Source organism: Parapedobacter tibetensis, from assembly GCF_024704835.1.
GTDB lineage: Bacteria > Bacteroidota > Bacteroidia > Sphingobacteriales > Sphingobacteriaceae > Parapedobacter > Parapedobacter tibetensis.
In genome coordinates this window covers 80,408-99,253 of record NZ_JAMXBE010000010.1, presented here as the reverse complement: position 1 = coordinate 99,253, position 18,846 = coordinate 80,408, and the positions used below count along the sequence as shown (strand labels likewise).

At 54.3% G+C, this 18,846-nt stretch carries 9 protein-coding genes; all 9 read right to left on the bottom strand.

What is annotated here, in order from left to right:
* Position 1 precedes the first annotated feature (1 nt).
* Positions 2 to 1,495, bottom strand: coding sequence for a TolC family protein (locus NF543_RS16290; protein ID WP_257669237.1), 1,494 nt, complete (start codon positions 1,493 to 1,495; stop codon positions 2 to 4).
* Positions 1,496 to 1,528: 33 nt separating this feature from the next.
* Positions 1,529 to 4,588, bottom strand: a complete 3,060-nt coding sequence (locus tag NF543_RS16285) for an efflux RND transporter permease subunit (protein WP_257669236.1) — start codon at positions 4,586 to 4,588, stop codon at positions 1,529 to 1,531.
* A 24-nt stretch (positions 4,589 to 4,612) separates the two neighbouring features.
* Complete coding sequence (locus NF543_RS16280; RefSeq protein WP_257669235.1) at positions 4,613 to 7,840, bottom strand: efflux RND transporter permease subunit; 3,228 nt, start codon at positions 7,838 to 7,840, stop codon at positions 4,613 to 4,615.
* 8 nt (positions 7,841 to 7,848) lie between these two features.
* On the bottom strand, positions 7,849 to 8,943 hold the full coding sequence (locus NF543_RS16275) for an efflux RND transporter periplasmic adaptor subunit (protein WP_257669234.1): 1,095 nt from the start codon (positions 8,941 to 8,943) through the stop codon (positions 7,849 to 7,851).
* A gap of 321 nt (positions 8,944 to 9,264) precedes the next feature.
* A complete protein-coding gene (locus NF543_RS16270; RefSeq protein ID WP_257669233.1) occupies positions 9,265 to 11,130 on the bottom strand; it encodes an O-antigen ligase family protein in 1,866 nt (621 codons plus the stop codon).
* A 51-nt stretch (positions 11,131 to 11,181) separates the two neighbouring features.
* Positions 11,182 to 12,459: a DUF4998 domain-containing protein gene (locus NF543_RS16265; RefSeq protein ID WP_257669232.1), complete on the bottom strand. Its 1,278-nt coding sequence runs from the start codon at positions 12,457 to 12,459 to the stop codon at positions 11,182 to 11,184.
* 24 nt (positions 12,460 to 12,483) lie between these two features.
* Entirely contained in the window at positions 12,484 to 13,698 is a 1,215-nt protein-coding gene (locus NF543_RS16260) for a DUF5000 domain-containing lipoprotein (protein WP_257669231.1), read from the bottom strand.
* Between the two features lie 44 nt (positions 13,699 to 13,742).
* The gene (locus NF543_RS16255) at positions 13,743 to 15,623 is read right to left on the bottom strand and encodes a RagB/SusD family nutrient uptake outer membrane protein (protein WP_257669230.1); all 1,881 of its coding nucleotides are present in this window, start codon (positions 15,621 to 15,623) and stop codon (positions 13,743 to 13,745) included.
* 13 nt (positions 15,624 to 15,636) lie between these two features.
* Positions 15,637 to 18,804, bottom strand: coding sequence for a SusC/RagA family TonB-linked outer membrane protein (locus NF543_RS16250; protein ID WP_257669229.1), 3,168 nt, complete (start codon positions 18,802 to 18,804; stop codon positions 15,637 to 15,639).
* Positions 18,805 to 18,846 lie beyond the last annotated feature (42 nt).

Here is an 18,846-nt window from a genome sequence, read left to right as displayed (position 1 = left end):
GTTAGGAATCAAGTCCGTCCAGCATTCCTCCCGTCTGGAATTTGATGGTTTCCCTGTTTTCAAAATCATACAGCGTCAACCTGCGAAGTGTAAAATACAGTTCCCAGTACGTGCGCACCGCATCGATGTAGGCGTTGGTAGCATTGTCTTTTTGCGTCTGGGCGGCATTGAGGTCGTTGATGCCGATGGTGCCCCGCAGGAAGCGTTCCACTTCCAATCCGTAGTTTTGGCCGGCAATCTCGCGCGTTTCGGCCGCAACAGCCAGTTGCTGCCGGTGGAGGTTCCATCGGGCCACCTGCAGTGCGATGTCCTGCTCCAGCTGCATCTCTCCCTGCTGCACCTGGCCTTCCACCATGGCCAGGTTGGCCCCGGCGCGCAGCCGTTGGGTCCTGGCCAGCCCCCAGTCCAGGATGGGCAGGGAAAACCCGACGAGCACGTTCTGCTGGTTTTCCAGGTTGCTGAACAGGCCGGGAAAGGTGGCCGCGGTATTGGACAGCCCGAAGTTCGCCTGCACATTGAATTTCAAGCTGTTCTCCGCTTTAGCTTCAGCCAAGTTCCGCTCCGCTTCAAGCCGTTGCAGCCGGAAATCGATGACCTGCTGGCTGTTGGTTTGGGCATGTGCCAGGGCATCATCGAATTTGACATCAAAGAACGCCATACTATCCGGCACGGCCAGTTGCCAATCCTCCCCCCGGGGAAGCAATAGGTAACGGGCAAACCGCTGGCGGGCAAGCACGGCATCCACGCTATCCTGTGTCACCCGGTTCCGCGCGTTCAGCACATTCAGGCGTAGCTGCAACAGTTCGCTCTGGGCCACTGTGCCCAACTTGAACCGCTCCTGCGATATGCCGTAAAGCGTGTCCGCATTGGCCAGGTTCTGCCGTGAAAGCCCCTGCCGGGCCTGGGCCGCCAGCATATCGAAGTAGTGCGCTACCGTCTGCCCACCGATTTCCTCCATCCGGGTCACGAAATTTCGGTCGGCCGACTCGAAACGGAGCGGCTCGATCCGCTTCCGCCATTTGAAGGGGTTGTAGCCTATGGTGTTCTGGAAATACGAGATAGACGCCGGGATAGCCGAATACCGGGTCTGCCTGTTGTCACCGAATACATCGATGCGGTTGAGCGATGAGTTGACGGACACTACGCCACCCGTCAATCCCACGTTCTGCCGGATGCCCAGGTTCAGCGTGCTGTAAGCCTGGTTCTGCTGCACGAAGGTATCCTCGCCAGAGGGGAGCGTGATCCTGTTGATGGCCCTGCTATAATTGGGAATGGTGCCATCCAAATAGAGCATGGGCCTGAACGAGGCCTGGTAGTTGCGATAGCTCCACACGCTGCTTTGGTAGCTGTTGAGTGCCACTTTGTAGGCAAAGGATTGCCGCTGTGCCATCCGAACCGCCTCTTCCAGCGTGATCGTACGCTCCTGCGCCTGTAAAATTCCCGTCGCCATCGCGCAGGCCAACATCGTCGCTATATGGTGTATATGGTGTTTCATGCCCTTTTTTTTCGTTTATGACTTTTTTCCATTTTATGAACCTAACTTTCCGGTTTCCCGACTTCCCGACTTCCTATACACCATCCAATACAGCAGCGGCACGAAAAACAGGCTGACCAATAGCCCCACCACCATCCCGCCGATGAGCGCAAGGGCCAGCGACTGTTGCAGTTCCGACCCCAGGTCATGCATGAACAACGTGGGCGCCAGTGCGCCGATGCTGGTGAGCGTGATCATCAAGATGGGTTTCAGCCGCATATGCCCGCCCTCGTAAATCGCCTCCTTCAATGGCATCCCCTGCCTCCGCAACCGGTTGATCGCATCCAGCTTCAGGATGGAATCGTTGATGATCAGGCCTGACATGACCACGATGCCGATTAGCGACATGAGGTTGATCCCGTTGCCAGCCAGGTACAGGAACAGTAGCGCACCCGATATCGCCACGGGCAGCTCGGCCAGAATGAAGAGCGGTTGCACCAGCGATTCAAACTGCGCCGCCAGGATAAAATACAGCAACAGTACCGATACGAGCAGGATCAGCGATAGCTCCCCGATGAGCGCGCGGTTATCAAAATAGGCTCCGGTATAGGTGGCTTCCAGCTCTGGAAAGTTCCTGTCCATGTGGTCACGGATGGTCGCCAGGTCGCTCCCTGCCCAGGCCGTATGGATGTCCACCGGATAGTATCGTCCCTGCGTGCCGGCCGTGATATACCGGTAACTGTCCGTGTGCCGGGTTTCCACCAACGCCGACAGCGGCACTTCGAAACCGTCGGGTTTACGGATAAAGGAATGAGCGAGTACGGCACCGATGTCCGGATGAGAAGCCGGTACCAGCACGATGGGCACCTGCTCCTGCCCGCCCTGGTAATGGTCGACGAAAGTGGGCCTGAATGCCGACTCGATCCTTGCCGTCACTTCACCGAGGCCGATGCCATAGCGTGCGGCCTTCACTGGGTCGATGTGTATAAGCACCTTGCCATGTAGTGCGGCCGGGTCGATCCGCGCATCCGGCAATGCCTCCCACAGGGTATCCAGCAGACGGAGCGTCTCTTCCGGCGGGGGCATCTTCCGGCTGTCCTTGGTCGCGACCTGCAGCCGCAAGGGGGCTATGCGGTCGGCGAACACTTCTTCAAAGGCATTCCTCGCTGGGATGATGTCCATGACGGCCGTGGGGAAAAGAGAATCTTGTAGCGCATGGAGATGCCGTTGCAGGGTGTCCGTATCCGTCCCGGCCGATGATTGGATATAAATTCCGGTCTGGGTCTGGCCTCGGTCATTCCCCCGGTCAAGCAGGTATTGCTGCTCGCCGACCCAGGCGCCGGACGTACCAATCCCATCCGCCATGCCATTGAGCAACCGCTTCACCCTGTCCCAGTTTTCGGCCACGCCTATCGGCTCGTTCCAGTCTATGGATACCTCGAAGTCACTGCGGGTGGTTTCCGGCAGGCGGGTCTTGTCCAGCATGGTATAGAGTCCCACACCACCGGCAAGCAGGGCCGCTACCATGAGGAACGTCGCGACGGGGCGGTGGAAAGCCATTCCCAATCCCCGTTCATACCAAGCCGTGACATTGACATACGCCCTGATCTCGAATTCCCTACGGCCTTTCTTATCCCCACCCAAATAGACCAAGCTGTACAACGGGGGCAGTAGTAATATGGATACGATGAGCGAGGCCACTACGCCCACGGTCACCGAGAGTGCCTGGTCGAAGAAGATGGCTCCGGCCAGACCGCTCATGAAGATCAAGGGGATGAACACGGCACAGTTGGTCAGCACCGAGGTAATCAATGGCCGGATGACTTCGTCGGTACCCTGGATGGCCGCCTCGGCCACCCCCAGCCCGCTGTCCCGGTATCGCTTGATATTATCGATGACCACGATGGAATTATCTACGATCATGCCAAGCCCAAGGATGAGTCCCCCCAACGAAACAATATTGATGGAAATGCCGAGCAAGTAAAAGCCAAGCTGGCTGATAAGCAGCGACATGGGCATGGTGATGCCGATGAGCACGGCCGGTTTTATCCGCCGGATGAAAACCAGCATCAATAGGGCCGCCAGAATGCCCCCGATCCATAGGTCCTGGCGGAGATTGCCGATGGCGTAATCGAGCAGCATTGTCTGATCCTGCGCCAGCTCGAACACCAGGTCGGGGTAATCGCGCCGCATACGGTCCAAAAGCCCGTAAAAATGCCGTTGGAGGTCTTCCATGCGGGCGGATGGCTGCTTGATGACCGACAGGTTGATCGCACGCTTCCCGTTGCTGTAGAATGCCCCGGTTTCCTCGGCGTGGGTGAGCGAGGCCGTGGCCAGGTCGCCCAATCGGAATACTCGACCATTGATGTTGATCGGTGTAGCCGCCAGCCTTTCCAGCGACTGGATGTCCGCCGAAAACCGGAGAAAATACCGGTAATGGCCGTCCTTCACCTGGATATTGCCCAAGCTGATCCGGTTCTCCCGGAATGCCTGCAGCAAGACCTGTGCGTCCAACCCAAGGGACTCCAGGTAGCCATCCCTGGGTTCAATGCGTATCTGAGGCTGCATCAGGCCCGTGGCATCCACCATGGCCACCTCGGGCAACTGCTCGATGCGCCTGCGGATGGTCTCACGCACGAACGTGCTGACCTCGACCAGCCTCTCCGGGGTTGTCATGGAATCCTTCGGCGAGATATCGAGCTGGAACACGGGTATGTCATCCACCCCCGTCTTGGTAACCAACGGACGCTGCGCCTCCCTGGGAAGGCTGTTCATGGCCATGTCCACCTTTTCGTTCACCTCGATGAACCGTAGGCTGATGTCCGAACCGGGCTCAAACCGGATATGTATGTTCGCCCCTCCCTCGGAGGAACGGCTCTCGATTCGCTGGAGCCCTTGCAATTGCAGCAGGGCATTGCGGATAGGGGTGGCCATTTGTTCCTCCACCTCCTCCGTCGAAAGGTGCTCGCCCATAAGACGGACGGACACTTGGGGGATGTCCGAATCCGGCAGGAGCGAGGTGGGCAGGAACGTATAAGCTGTAGTTCCAAGCAATAGCAGGGCAACGAAACTCACCAGTACAGCAATGGGTCTATGGACTAAAAATCGGATCATTTGCTTATTTGTTTGCTCGTTTGTTCATTTGCTGGTTCGTCTATCCCTACGCCCGGGGTTTATTATGCGGTGTCCCATACCTGGCCGTCCCCTCCCCAACAAGCAAAGCGGTAGCAGCAGGAAAGCCCCCAATAGAGAGAAAAGCAAGCCGCCGATCGTCCCTGCTGACAGGGTGAACCAAAACCCCTTTTCCTCGCCGCTGATCATGAATGGCAACAGGCTGAGTATGGCGGACAACGTCGTAATCAGGATGGGCATGGCCTTGGCGTTGAATGCCTGTATGAAAACCTTCCGCCTTTGTGAAGGCGTGGTAGGCACCCCATGCCTATGCGACAAGTAATTCAAGTCATTGATGATGTACAATGCGGAATTGGTGACCAACCCACTCAACATGAGCAGGGAGGCGTACCCCCCTTGGTCAAACCGCAGGCCCAGGAAATGGAAAGCCAGGAACACCCCCATGAATGAAAACGGGATCATGAGCAACACCGCAAACGGCTGCCGCAAAGATTCTAGCAGGATCGCGCAGACCATATAGATGATGAGCATTACCAAGCCGATGAGCCATAGGTAAGTATAATCGTCTTTGTCGCCCCACCATCCGCCCGAGCCGGACACTTCAACCCTGTACCCATAGGGTAGGATATCGGTAATGCTACCCACCACCCGCTTCTGCACGACCCGGTTCAATTGGTAAGTGCCGATGAAGCGGTAGTGCACATTGAGCAGGTACTCCTGATTTTCACGGACGATATGGTGGCCTACGCGCACCTTTTCGATGACGGCAACGTCCTTCATGCGCAGCATGGTGGAATCGTCGACCTCCATGGGGTGGTGCATGGCCTTCCAAACGGGCGGCATGTCGCCGGCATGCGCACGGACGTCCACCTGCGAGAAAACACCCGGATCCGTTTCAACAGCACCTACCCGGACGGGGCGTCCATCCATCCGTTGCAGGGCGCTGCCCATATCCCTTCGCCCTATGCGGTACGCCACCAAGTGTTCCGGCCGAGTGATGCCCACCACGAACTCCTCATATCGTCGTTGCTGCCAGCGGTTTTGCGTGGTGATGAGCACATCCTGTACCCTAGGATTGCGCAGCAGCGTGTCGCGCACCCACATCCCGATAGCCTGCAATTGGTCATAATTATATCCCTTCAGTGCGATGGTTGAATCGAAATCATCCAGGTTTATGGCGTTGTTGAACCCCCTCCCCACACCATACACCCCGAAGTCCGCGGCGCCGGACAGGATGGACCGGCTTTCCAGCAGGTGCTTCAGCCTGTGGGGGAAACTCCCCTCGAAGCCCCGATTGAAGCTGATACTGATGTAGGCACGGTTTTCGTTGGCAACACGGGCGGTAAACACGTCCAGCTCCCTATCAAACCCCCCAAGAAAGTCCTCGAACTCCCTCGTGACAGCATCCATCTGTTCCAACGTGGCTCCATTCGGCATGCTGATCTGGACGTTGAGCCTTACCCGTTCTTCATCGGCACTACCCTGGTTCCGTTGCGTCCGGCTGTTGACATACAGGTATAGGACACCCCCTGCGTATTTATTGACCTTCTCGCGCAGCGTACGGTTATAAAAATCACTTCCAAAGACCGCATTGTAGGCTTTGGCCCATGGCGTATCCCCCTCCACCTTATCGGGGAGCATGAACAGGGGAAGGCCGAAGCATAGCAGGAAAATAAGCAGTAGCATCCAGCGGAAACGCAGCATAAAAGCAAGTTGTCGCCGATACAGCTGGCTAAAACCTACGAGCAGGCGTTTACGCCTGTACAGAATCCGGGTCCGGCGGATGGTGATGGGTAGCCGTTCCAACAGTGCCGGGATGAACAAGTAAGCCACGGGCAGCGACACCAGCAGGTTTATGATGATGGCCGTGGCGAAGTCAAGCAGGTTGATCCGTGCGTTTTCCTCTAACAGGAAAATCACGCTCAACGCTCCAAGCGCCGTGAGCGTGGACGCCAAGATGGCCGCAAATATCCGGTTTCGACCCGTGTGGCGGATGTCCTCCACGATGACGATAACATTGTCGATGACCAAGCCCAGCGATATCGTGATCCCAGCAAGGGAATAGAGATGGATCTCCAGCCGGAACAGGTAGTAGAAGATGAGTGATACCGATACGTTCACGGCTAACGAGAGGATGACAATGAGGAGGTACCGGGGCTTGCGTGTGATGAGCAGCACGAATAGGAGCAGGATGGCTACCGACAGGATTGTCCGGAAATAAATTTTCCCGAGCTCTTCCCGGATATATTCGGTATTGTCGTAGGCTATATCCAACCGATAGCCCTCGCGGGCGAGCTGGCCATCGATTTCCAGCATGCGTGCCTTTACCCGCCCGGCCAGCGCAATGTTGTTGATATGTGCTTCCGGCGCAATGTTGATGTACACCAGTTCTTCCCCGTTGATCCGGTAGTGCGATACGGGAGTCATTTCCTCAGCAACCACCGTGGCTGCGTCACGCAGGTAAAACACCCGGCCATCCCCGCCCCTGACGGGGAATGCCCGCAGGTCATATACGCTTGCGATGCAGCGTTCGATGGCCAAGTCCGTTTTTACCTCTCCGGACCGTATCACCCCGAGGCCTTTGGCGGCGAACCCTTCGCGTAGTTGGTTTTGGAAGTCGTTCAGTGTTACCCCCATTTGCTGGAGCCGGGAAAGGTCCACGTCAATAGCCATGCGGTTGGGCCGTGCACCGGTGATGCCTGCCGTATGGATGCCATGGATTTCGGCCAGTGCCGGCCGTATGGTACGCTCGGCCACACGGGCCACGTCATTGACCGTGCCAGGGCCATTTAGCGTATAACCGATGATGTCGCTACCGAATGTATTGCTTTCCGCCGGGCGGTTCAGGTATACGGTGGGATAGGAGGCCGTGGGGGGAAGGCGCGGATAGAGCTGCCGCAAAACCGTGGCCGCCTCGAAACGGAACATCGCCGGGTCGGTCCACTTATCCAGGTCTACCTGTACGCTTGAAGTTCCCTGCCCCGAGGTCGAACGGACACGGCGTACGCCCCTGAGGCCCGAAAGGGTCCGTTCGATGGGGCCTGTGAGTTCCAGGTCGGTCACCTGCGGCGGGGCATCGCCCATGGATGAATTCACCGTGACGGAGGCATGGCTCCGGCTGGGCACCAGTTGGATGGACAGCATGGGGATGAGCGCCAGCCCCACGAGGCCCAGCATCAGGGATACGGTGAGGATGCTGAAGGAAGGGAAGGTTCGGGTTTTATGCTTGTCCATATCCGATACTACTTGCTTCCTTCCTGTACGGTGATGTGCTTATCGTGGGCAAGGTTGAAATTGCCCATGTGGATGACGCGGTCCCCCGGCTCCAGGCCGCTTTTTATGGTATAGTGGGTGCTGTTCTCGTGGCCGATCTCGACGTAATTCCAGTACGCCGTGCCCCCCTCCGTGGCGGTGAAGACCACCTTGCGCCCCTGGCGGTCCAATACGGCTTCCTTGCGCACGGTGAGCTGGTCGTCGATTTCGCGTGAGATGGTCACGCTTACCCCCATGCCGTCGATCAGCCCATCGCCATTGTTCCTGACGAGCGCCTTCACCGATACCATCCCCGCCTTGTCGACCTGTGGGTTGATGCCCGTGACCGTGCCGCTGTACCGGGTGTCGCTATCGCTGAACGGTGTTATGCTTACCGATTTGCTTGCCCTTATAAAACCGAGTTCCTGCTCCAGCACGGCGAATTCCACATGGAGCTCGCGGTCGTCCACGAGCGTACATACGTAGTCGAACGAGGATGCGGTGTTGTGCGCCCTGGCCTTCACGTTGGCCACCTTGCCGGCAAACGGGGCATGGAGGCGGGTATGCCCGAGTTCCTTTTCCGCTTTGTCCAGTTCGAGCCCGGCGTCGCTCAGCCCACTGCGCAGACGGGCGATGCGCTTGACCCGTTCGTCGAGCTTGGCCGTGTCTGCGGCCCGGTAACCCAGCCGTAGCAACTGGTCTTCGTAATCGAGTACGGCCTTCCGGTGCCGAAGTTCGGCCTGTTGCCGTGCCAGCCGCTGTGCCTCGTCGTTGAGCGTGGCCAGCAATTGGCCCGCCTGCACCCGATTTCCCTCGGCTATATGGATGTTCTCAATGGTGCCGTCCGTACGGAATTTCAGGTCGGCCTTGCGGGTTGACCCCAGTTTGCCGTTTGCTAGCAGTTCCTGGTGAAATGTGCCAGTTTCCAAAACGAACACCCCGACTTCGGTGGTGGATTCCGACGTCGGGGTGTTTCCGGGTGGTTGTTCGCTGTTGCTCCCGTCGTTTGCACCACTGGGGTTGCAGGCCGCGAGTGCCAATGCTATCAAGCAATGCAAGGGAAACCGTTGGATGTGTTTTGTCATAAAATTGGTTTTTCGCTCTTAACTAAATTGGTATACGTATGTGGTTCTCGCAAACCGAAAATGCGTCATAAATTTAGCAACAATTCATTGATTTATAATTGGCACAAATACGTTAACTTTTAAAATCGAAGAAGTTCGATATTTCCTGCTCTTTGACATTTTGATTTTTTAATTCTCTGTGAGTAAATCCATACATAAATATTACGAAGCGAATATCGGCATCTGATCGAAAACAGTGCATGGACTGGTTCCAACAGCGCCACTAGTATTTTGACAATGACAACCCCGTCCCCCAATTTTGTATTCATAGGATTTTATTTGTTATTCGAGTTCGTTTTTCATTTTGCCTTTTTCACCTAATATAGCTTCATCAACGATTGGAAAATCTTGATCCAAGCCACGGAGCAAGCCTCGCAATTCGCTTTGCATTTCTACCACTTCACCGTTCATTACCTTAGGCTTAAAAATCAGTGCCTCCTGGGCCTTTATCCTGAACGTCTCTATATCGCCCAGCCGGTGGTACAACATGGCCTCCCGATACTTTGGCCCCAGCAGATTGGGTATAGCCGTACCTACCAGCCGGTAACTAGCCAGTGCCTTGCCTGTGTCGGCCAAGTGCTCGTAGCAGGAGCCCAACACGTAATGGAATGCCGGAGCCGGATTTAAACGCACTACCCGCTCCAACAACCTGGCCGCTTTGCGGTAGTCACCCCGTTTCCTATGTAGGTCCGCCCGGTGGGAGAGGTAAGCCACATCGTCCCAAAGCATCAGGCGGGCTGCGGGCAAAGTATCTGTAATCCCTGCAGATCTTTCCGTCTTCTCCTGCAACCAACCCAAATATGCCCCAACACGTTTGGTGCCATAGTACGTATAAACCGCCGCACCCAAAATCAGCAGGATGGCCAGCGCATACCGCATGGTCATGGAATAGTTGTTTCCTGTTCTTCCCGACAGAGACGCCAATAACACGACCAGCATCCAAAATAACAATGCAATGGATGTCATCTGTAGCGGATAAGCTGTCAATCCCGCAACCAGGATTGTAATCATTGCTCCCCCAAGACCGCAACTCCCCAGTACCACCCACCGTCGGCAGCTCTCTTTCCGCAAGACCTTCCACGCGGAATACATTGCCAACCCGATGATCGACAGCAGCAATATCCCACCAACCAACCCCGTTTCTGCAACTGTTTGGAGTAGGTCATTGAACGCGTATCGCGAATCGCCGGCCAAACGGCCAAACTCTTCGGAAGCAGGCGCGGAAGACCGGAGATATGCAGCTTGGTAATGGATATAGTTAGGGGCGAAATTACCGACTCCGACCCCTGAATACCAGTAGTCCCCCACCATGCCGCCCGTAGTGCGCCAGACCAGCAACCTACCGTCAGCCGAGCCTTTTTTCAATCCATAGAGCCAATAACCCAAGGGGATGAGCAGCAGCAGTACGATGGCGCCGCCGGCATACAGCCATTTGCGATACATGTACAGCCGGCACTGAAAACGGACGGCAAGATAGGCAGTCAAAGGCACTATGCTTCCTCCCAGTAGGCCAATCCAAGCCGAACGAGACAGCGAGAGAGCCACGAAATAACAGCCCACGACAAATAACACCAACTGAAACAGGGCGATAGCGTATTGTTTGTCCATTAGATTCACCCCGCAGGCCACCAGAACACAAGCCATTAACGCAACGGTGAAGATGGCAAACGGACCGGGGTTGAAGAACATACCCGTGGCCCCGAACATCGGGTAATACGAAGGCATAATACCGATATGCTGGGCCAACGCAGTGGCCAAGTGGAAGCATAGTACCAGAGTTACACACTCGGCCACGGCATTTACAAGGACAGCTGGCCTCAGTGCGGCGGCCATTGTCCGGATGGTTAGGTAGGCCATCCCATAAGCCGTCTGTACCAATATAGCCGGAAAGGAAATGAATTTAAATGCCAATAAATGAACAACGGGTAAAATAAGCAAGTAGGCCAATACCAGAAAATCCAGCAACCCCAAGCGGAACGGCTCACTCTTCCGCCAGAAAAGCAATGCAGCTGCACACAACGACGCAATGGACACAACAAAATACAAGCCTAATTCTTTGGCTGTGAACAAACCGTTCGGAAGCTTTGTGCTCACCAAAAAAGCGTTGAACAACAATAGAACAAACGATATTTTGAATAACCTTATCATCGGGTTCATTCGTTGATTATCGGTAACGTGTCCACCATATTTAGATCACCCTCATTCCTGGACAATCGTCCAATAACTACCATTGAGCCACACCTCACTGATAAACACCGCCGTCGTATTCCCCCAGGTCTCCAGTATCCGGAGCCGGATATATCGCACAGGTGGCTTGTCGGCTGGAATCTGGAACGTTTCACCGGCCTGCGCATAAGCGATATCTTCGGGTGTACGTTGCCCCACGGGCGTCCCGGAGGGCTTATGGGATTCACAATCCGCTAACTTGACCCATCCATCATAGCTTCCGTCCTCGGCTGGTTCATTGCTTCCCCAAACCTCCCAACGGCGGGGGTTGGCATTGGCGTATACTAAAGCCTCATGATCGAACGCGCCCCGTTGCAACAATTTGAAGCTGTTCAGCTTGGCGCTCACCCCCAAATCAAACTGGAAATGCTGGGGCATACCGGTACCGTCTGCGGTACGGTACCAGGCGCGGCTCGAAGCCTGTCTGCCTAGAAATATCCCACTCCACAGGTTAGACAGGTCATTACCTTCTGAAGATGAGGTCACCCAGATCGGTGCATCACCCGGCAGGTATAGCGGTGAAAACAGCGATTTATCCAAATCGATATGTTCATGGTGCTGCATCTGTACCTCCACCGTGCTGGCGTGGGTAGAAAATGTGTCTATGGACATCGAATCAGGCTTGTAATAGGTTACATATTCAAACGGGCTATTTGGCTTGTAATCCGCCAGTACAGCAACCGAATCGCCAGGAAGCACATCAGCTTTCCGTTGGATGTCTGATACATCCGTATAGGTCACTTCCGTACCGATGGCCTGGTTATCTGCCCCGTACCACGCTAGCTCCAACTTACCGTTATTATAGCCAATCTGTTGTATCGCCCTGTTGAGCAGCGAGGCAACATAGTTTTCGCCATACGCTTGTGCAAAAACATCGGCTTGGATGGAGGAATTGCCCGCATCGTCATAGGTGTATACATCGAACGTATATGACCCCTCAGCCAGGTCATCCAACACGACCTCAATCGTATCGATACCGGTGGTACGTGCAATGGCCACCTCCGTTGAATCCGCGCCATCATTCCAAAATATCCGTGCACGGCTCACATCGGGGTCCGAAAAAATAATCCAGGAAAGCTTCACCCGGTTTTTGCCCGAGTATGCCCGCAAGGAGTCGGCTTTCTCTACATACACGATTTCCCCTCCTTCCAAAAACTGCCGATAGGTATCGTCCTGTTTGCGGCAGGCAAAAAAACCGGATATGGTTATCGCTACGATGAAACCATATATTCCGTAATTAATTCTTTTCATGATTGTTCATTTAATGATTCATGCTTATTGACCGGGATCCCCGAAGAAACTCACTTCGGCAAAGTTGATATATTGTAACCCGCCCCAGTTGCTCAGCAGCCGGATCCGGATGTATCGCACGGTCGGCAAATCCGGGTCGAATGAAAATTCATGTCCGGCCTGGGCAAGTTCGACATCTTCAATGGGAACAGGGGTCGTCCCAGGGGGCGTTCCAGATGGCTTAATGATCTCGCAGTCCATCAGCTTGGTCCAGCCGTCCATGCTACCGGTTGTAGGCAGGTCGGCCCTTCCCCACACTTCCCAGCGGCGAGGCCCCCCTCCCGACCATGTAAATGTATATGGCGACACATAAGCACCGCGCTGCCACAGGACGTACCGGCCCAGCTTGGCGGTGACACCCAGGTCAAACGTCAAATGCGCGGGCAGGGTCAGCGCATTGGCCGAACGGAAAAAGCTATTGGAGGGAATGCTATTGTCACCCATGTAGTTGCCGCTCCATATATTGCTCAGCGCCGAACCGGAATACACGCCCATTTCTCCTGGAAGTGCGGGAATCGTTCTGAACAGGCTTTTGTCCAATTCCTTTTCAAACAACGGAGTAATCGTTTTCGTCCGCATGTCCGTCGTATTTCCCCACCGGTCCCTGACGGTGAACCCAAACAGGTGCTCTTCCGCATCGAAACCACGGACAAACAGCCGCCCTTCCAGGCGTTTGGTGTAGAAAATCTCCACCGATACCCAGTCGCCCAGATCATCCACGGTAGACACTTCGATGGCTACATCTGCCTCGTGGATGTTGGCAAAGTCCATTCGCAGCCCACCGAAGTCCTCGTGTATGTCGAAGGATTCGATAATTTGCTGGATCGGTGGCGTGAGGGGGTTGACTTGTACTGTCACCAGTGTGGATCGTTTCTGGTTCCTGCCCACGGTGTATAGCCGGATGGAACGGGCCTGCGTGTCGCCAAACCCTTCCACCCGCACCGAGTTGCTATAGTACGATGCCTGTGCGGTCGCTACCTGGCCATTGGCCAGATCCCATTCGGCCAGGACGTACAGCGTTTTGCCTCCGGGCGGCAGGTTATAGGCAATGGATGCGCCTCCCGGGATGTTTTCTACCTGTACGTTGGAGACGGGCGGCGGCACATGGTCATCATCATTAACGGGCTTTAGCCGTTCTTCCGAGCATCTCAGAAACAATAGGGCTATTCCAAATATTATCAATGTTTTATACGTGTTCATAAAACGAGTGTTTTAAAGTTCCAATGTTATTTTTTTCATAACCTTTACCATCCCGGGCTTTGCACCAGGTTCCGGTTGACCAGCAATTCGGATTCCTTGATGGGCCAGAAATAGTCGCGCTGCCTAAACTCCTGGTTGAACACTACTCGTACCCGGTAATAGGTCACCGCCTCTTCCTGGTAGATGTCCCACCCCGTAATGGGTTGGTTCAGCACCTGGGGTGCCTTTTTCCAACGCTTCAGGTCCCACCAGCGTTTGCCTTCGAACATCAGTTCAATCATGCGTTCCTGATGAATGATTTCCCGTAAACCCAGCTGCGTGGTATGTTTGGTCGCTTGGGTGGAATGATTTGTCCAAGCGTCCTCCACGGTCGGCAAGCCCGCTCGCTCGCGAATCAAGTCCAGGTATTCGTATACCTCGTCGCTGGGACCACCCACCTCATTAAGTGCCTCGGCATACAGGAGATACAAGTCGGCCAGACGGAACGTCGGCCAGGGGTAATTCTGAGTGGTAGAAGTACTCGAAGTCATCGTGTTGAGGTAATTCGCAATTTTCTTCGGCCAGTACCCTGTGGCAGATCGGTTGTTGATGCCTGCACTGGAGGCGATGCCACCAGCTTTGGCGTCTACATACATAATCTCGTCGTCAGTGTTCCACGCCCCGCCGTACCACCTGCCCTGATCAAAACCCAAAAAGGCATAAAAGCGCGATTCACGGTCGAAGTGTAACACCGGAATGTCTTCGCCGGGCTTCAGGTACAGCCGGTCACTTTCTTCCGAGCGCCGCAGCGTGTATCGGTTGTTGTATTCGTATTCGGTATCCTCATTGATGGGCACCCCATTTTTGGTGTAGAACACTTCGGCAATTTTAAGCGGAGGAGCCAATCTTGATCCAGGCATAGAGGAACCACTTACCAATTTGGCTTGTGCTGCACTTTGCATGATGCCGGCTGTAGCCTGTGTGTTGGTCCATATCTGCTCGCTGTTCCACTTTTGGGTCAAGGGGTTCCGCAAACTTAATTCCCTAATCGTCTCCGTAGAAAGATTTTGGCCGGAACCTGAATGGAATTTGTATAACTCATGCCCAGTGTCATGACAAAGCTCAATGGCCTCCCTGCAGGCATCGGCTGCCCGCTGCCATTTTTCAGGTTGGTCGGTCTGATTGAAAAAGACCTGACCATTAGGATCTTTGTAATTGGCATAATCGGTGTTGCCATTGAATAAGGGGCTGGCCGCCGTCACGAGTACGTACGCTTTCAACGTCAATGCAATAGGCTTTGTGGCCCGCCCACCCTGCTCTATATCGAACTGTACCGTATTCGGCAGCACGGCGGCCGCCTCATCGAGCAGCTCAACGACATAGTCGAAACATTCATCCACCGGATTACGCAGCACCGATTTCACCTCGGCCACGCTAGCCGAAATCGGCATGTTTTCCCGCATCAACGGAATCGGCCCGTACATGCGCAACAAATGGAAATGGTAATAGGCCTTCAGGAACTTGACTTCCGCGCTCCATAGGGCCTTTTCCCATTCCGGCATATCAGGCACGGACTGGATATTCTCCAAGAAAATATTGCACTCCCGGATGCCTCGGTACAGGTTTACTCCGCCCTGTTCTCCACTCCAGAAATTGACCAATGGATTCACCACATTCTGGTTGCCCGTGGCGATGCGCCAGGCATACTGCTGATCGGTAATATTGGTGAGAAACCACATTTCGTCTCCAGCGGTGAAGCCCGGATTAGTCCCGTAGTACAGACCATCATTCGGCACCCAAGAGTAACAGGTAAACAGGTACTTCTCTGCAGCATTGCGCATGTTGAACGCATTGTCGAGTGTGGCTACGTTATCCGGAACGACATCCAGGTAGTTGCACGAAGCACAAAATATTGCAATCGAAAGGATTATGATTTTCAGTTTCATGATTCTTTAATTTTTAAAATGACACCTGCACGCCCATATTGAACACGCGCTGAACAGGATATCCCAGCCCGTTGCCGGCCATCTCCACATCCCACAGTTTGAACCGGCTCCAGCTCAGCAGGTTGATGCCGCTCAGGTACAGCCGCAGGCTCTCCATGCCGAGCCTACTCAATTGTTTTTGATCGAACGTATAGCCAAATTCCGCGGTCTTCAGGCGCAGGAACGTCCCATCCCGCATAAACCAGGTGCTCGTCTGTTGGGTGTTCGGATTGGACGCAGTGCTCAGGCGCGGCCATAGGGCCATCACATTGCCATCCCTTTCGGACCAATGGTCATCGGCATACGCTTTCAGCAACTGGCTGTTGTTCACGAATGGGATGGTTGAATCCAAATTGGTGGCAGAACGTGGTCTCACGTTGATCCAGAAAGACTCTCCGGTAAGCCCCTGGAAGAAAGCAGACAGGTCAAACTTCCTGAACCCGGCCGAAAAGCCAAAGCCATAAACGATCTCCGGGACGGTCGGGTTGCCTATTGGCACCATATCCAATGCCGTAATCTGCCCGTCCCCGTTGACGTCACGGTATTTAATATCGCCCCCCATCACAATGTTGCCAAAGCTCTGGGTGGGCGAGTTGGCCACCTCGCGGTCATCCACAAACAAGCGCTCGGCAATGTAGCCGAACTGTTGGCGCAGCGAATAACCCACACGCGACTTCCACCATTCGGTTTCGTATTCGGGCTCCTCGTATACTTTGTATTCGCTGGTCGCATACGTGAAATTGCCCCGTGCCGTGATCCAAAAATCATGGCCAAAATGATGATTATAATCCACGGACAAGTCCATGCCCCGGCCGGCCGCCTCGCCCACATTGGCCCGCACGTCGGCAGACAACCCCATGTATTGGGGAATGGAGGCCCGTGTCATCAGGATGTTGCGCCGATACTCCGAAAAGAAATCCGCCTGGACACCAATCTTGTTGAACAAGTTCAGCTCAACCCCCAGGTTGACCTTTTCGGCAGTTTCCCAGGTAATATCCTTATTGTCATATCGCCTGATCTCCACTCCCGACAAGGATCGTCCATTGTCCGTACCAAAAGTGGCGCCTCTACCGGATACGTTCATATCAACGTCGGATAGGTAGAAGAAACGATCCTCCGGACCACCAATGGCATCGTTGCCTACCAATCCGTAGGTGGCCCGCAGCTTGAATAAGGGCATGACCGACTCCAATGGTTGCCAGAATTTCTCATTGGAAACATGCCAGGCCACCCCGCCGGCAGGGAAAAACCCAAACCGGTAATCGGAGTGGAAGCGCTCAGAGCCGTTGTATCCGAAGTTGAATTCGGCAAAATAACGGCTGTCATAAGCGTAGGTAGCCCTGCCCGAAAGGCCCAGGTTGCGGAACGGGAGGGATCGCTGGAGGTCCTCGGCGTTGCCATTCAGCGTTTGGCGCATGATGTACACCAACATGCCGCTTAGCCCATGCTTATCCCGGAACGTGCGGGTATAGTTAAGGGCTGACTCTAAGTAAAACGCGGCAGAGATAATATTATCTTCCGGCTGGGCGTCATAAGCCAAATAATCTGTACCCTCAGTTTCATTGAGGGGCTCTAATTGGTACGTGTCATTTGCCTTGTTGTATGCCGCGGCCTGATATAAAAACGGATTGTACGAGCGGGACACCTCAAAGTAAGCTTCCCTGTTGGTATTGCCCAGCGCCCTGAACGTCAAGCCTTCGGTGAAGAAAGACAGGTCCTGCTTTACCTCAAACTGGGCCAGCATCAACGAACGTGAATAGTCTTTATAGCCTTTCACCATGTCGGCATATGGATTGATACCCCCTTCCACCGAGCCCCCAAACATGATGTGTTGCACATGCTCATAGCCCGACATGACCGGATAATAGGGTGGGAACATCACGGGATCGGCACGCATGACCTTTCTGTACAGCCCCGTGCCCCCGTCAATCGGCCCGGTGTAATCGTCAAATGAACCATACAAACGCACACCTACCTCGGTGGTTTTGGTGACATTGATATTGACATTCGACCGCAGCAAATAGCTCGTCAGGTCGATGTTGTTGTTGAAATTATTGCGTCCGTCTACTTTCAGCACACCGTTGTCCTGGTTGTAGGTACCCGCAATGTAATAGCGGGCGATCTGGCCGCCGCCGCTTACGCTTAAATTCGCCCGCTGGTTCATGGTATAGTCCTTGAACAACGCTTCCCGCCAGTCGGTAGCCGGATACATGTAGGGATTGGTACCGGCGATGGTATTGTCAATTTTGCTTTGGTGATATAGCGGCTCAACCGCTGGGTTCCGGGTGGTCGTCGCTTCATTATGCAACAACATATACGTAATCGGATCCGCCATTTCGATATTCTTCGTAGGGGTGGAAATCGAGTTTTCCAAACGGAACGACATTTTGGCTTTCCCCTCTTTTCCCTCCTTGGTGGTCACCAATATCACCCCATTGGCGCCCCTCGCCCCATACAATGCCGTAGCCGTGGCATCTTTCATGATGGAGAAACTCGCAATATCATCCGGCTGCACCCTAGCCAAATCCCTGGACGAAAATTCCACGCCATCGATGAGGATCAGGGGATCCACCTTGTAACCAAACGTGGTGACCCCCCGGATAAAGAAGTCAGCGTTGTCCTGCCCGGGTTCGCCACTACGCTGGTAGGCGATGACTCCGGCCAACCGGCCGGCAAGAGCTGTCGTCAGGTTACTGGAAGGCACTTTGAGTTCCGAGGGGTTGATACTGGTCACGGCGCCGATCACATCCTGTTTCTTTTGGGTTCCGAAAGCTACGACAACCACATCATCCAACATGGAAGTGGCTTCCGTAAGTGAAACATCGATCAATTCCCTACCGTCTACCGGTATTTCCTGCATCTCAAACCCAATAAGACTAAAGACCAGCGTTGCACCATCCGGCACTTCAAGGAAATATTTTCCGTTTAAATCCGTTGTCGTGCCAATCGTGGTCCTACCTTTTACGACGACAGAGACACCGGGCAGTGCATTCCCAGCCGTGTCCCGTACAGTTCCTCGCACCCCGACGTCGAAATACACTCCAGTCAAATCCTCCGGTAAACGATCACGGTCTACCTTCGCTCCGTATGAAACGGAAAAAAGGAATCCTGCCAAAAACAGGCAAATAATCTTTGCATACATATTATATTAGGTTAAATTGGTTATTAATTGGTTATTAATTGG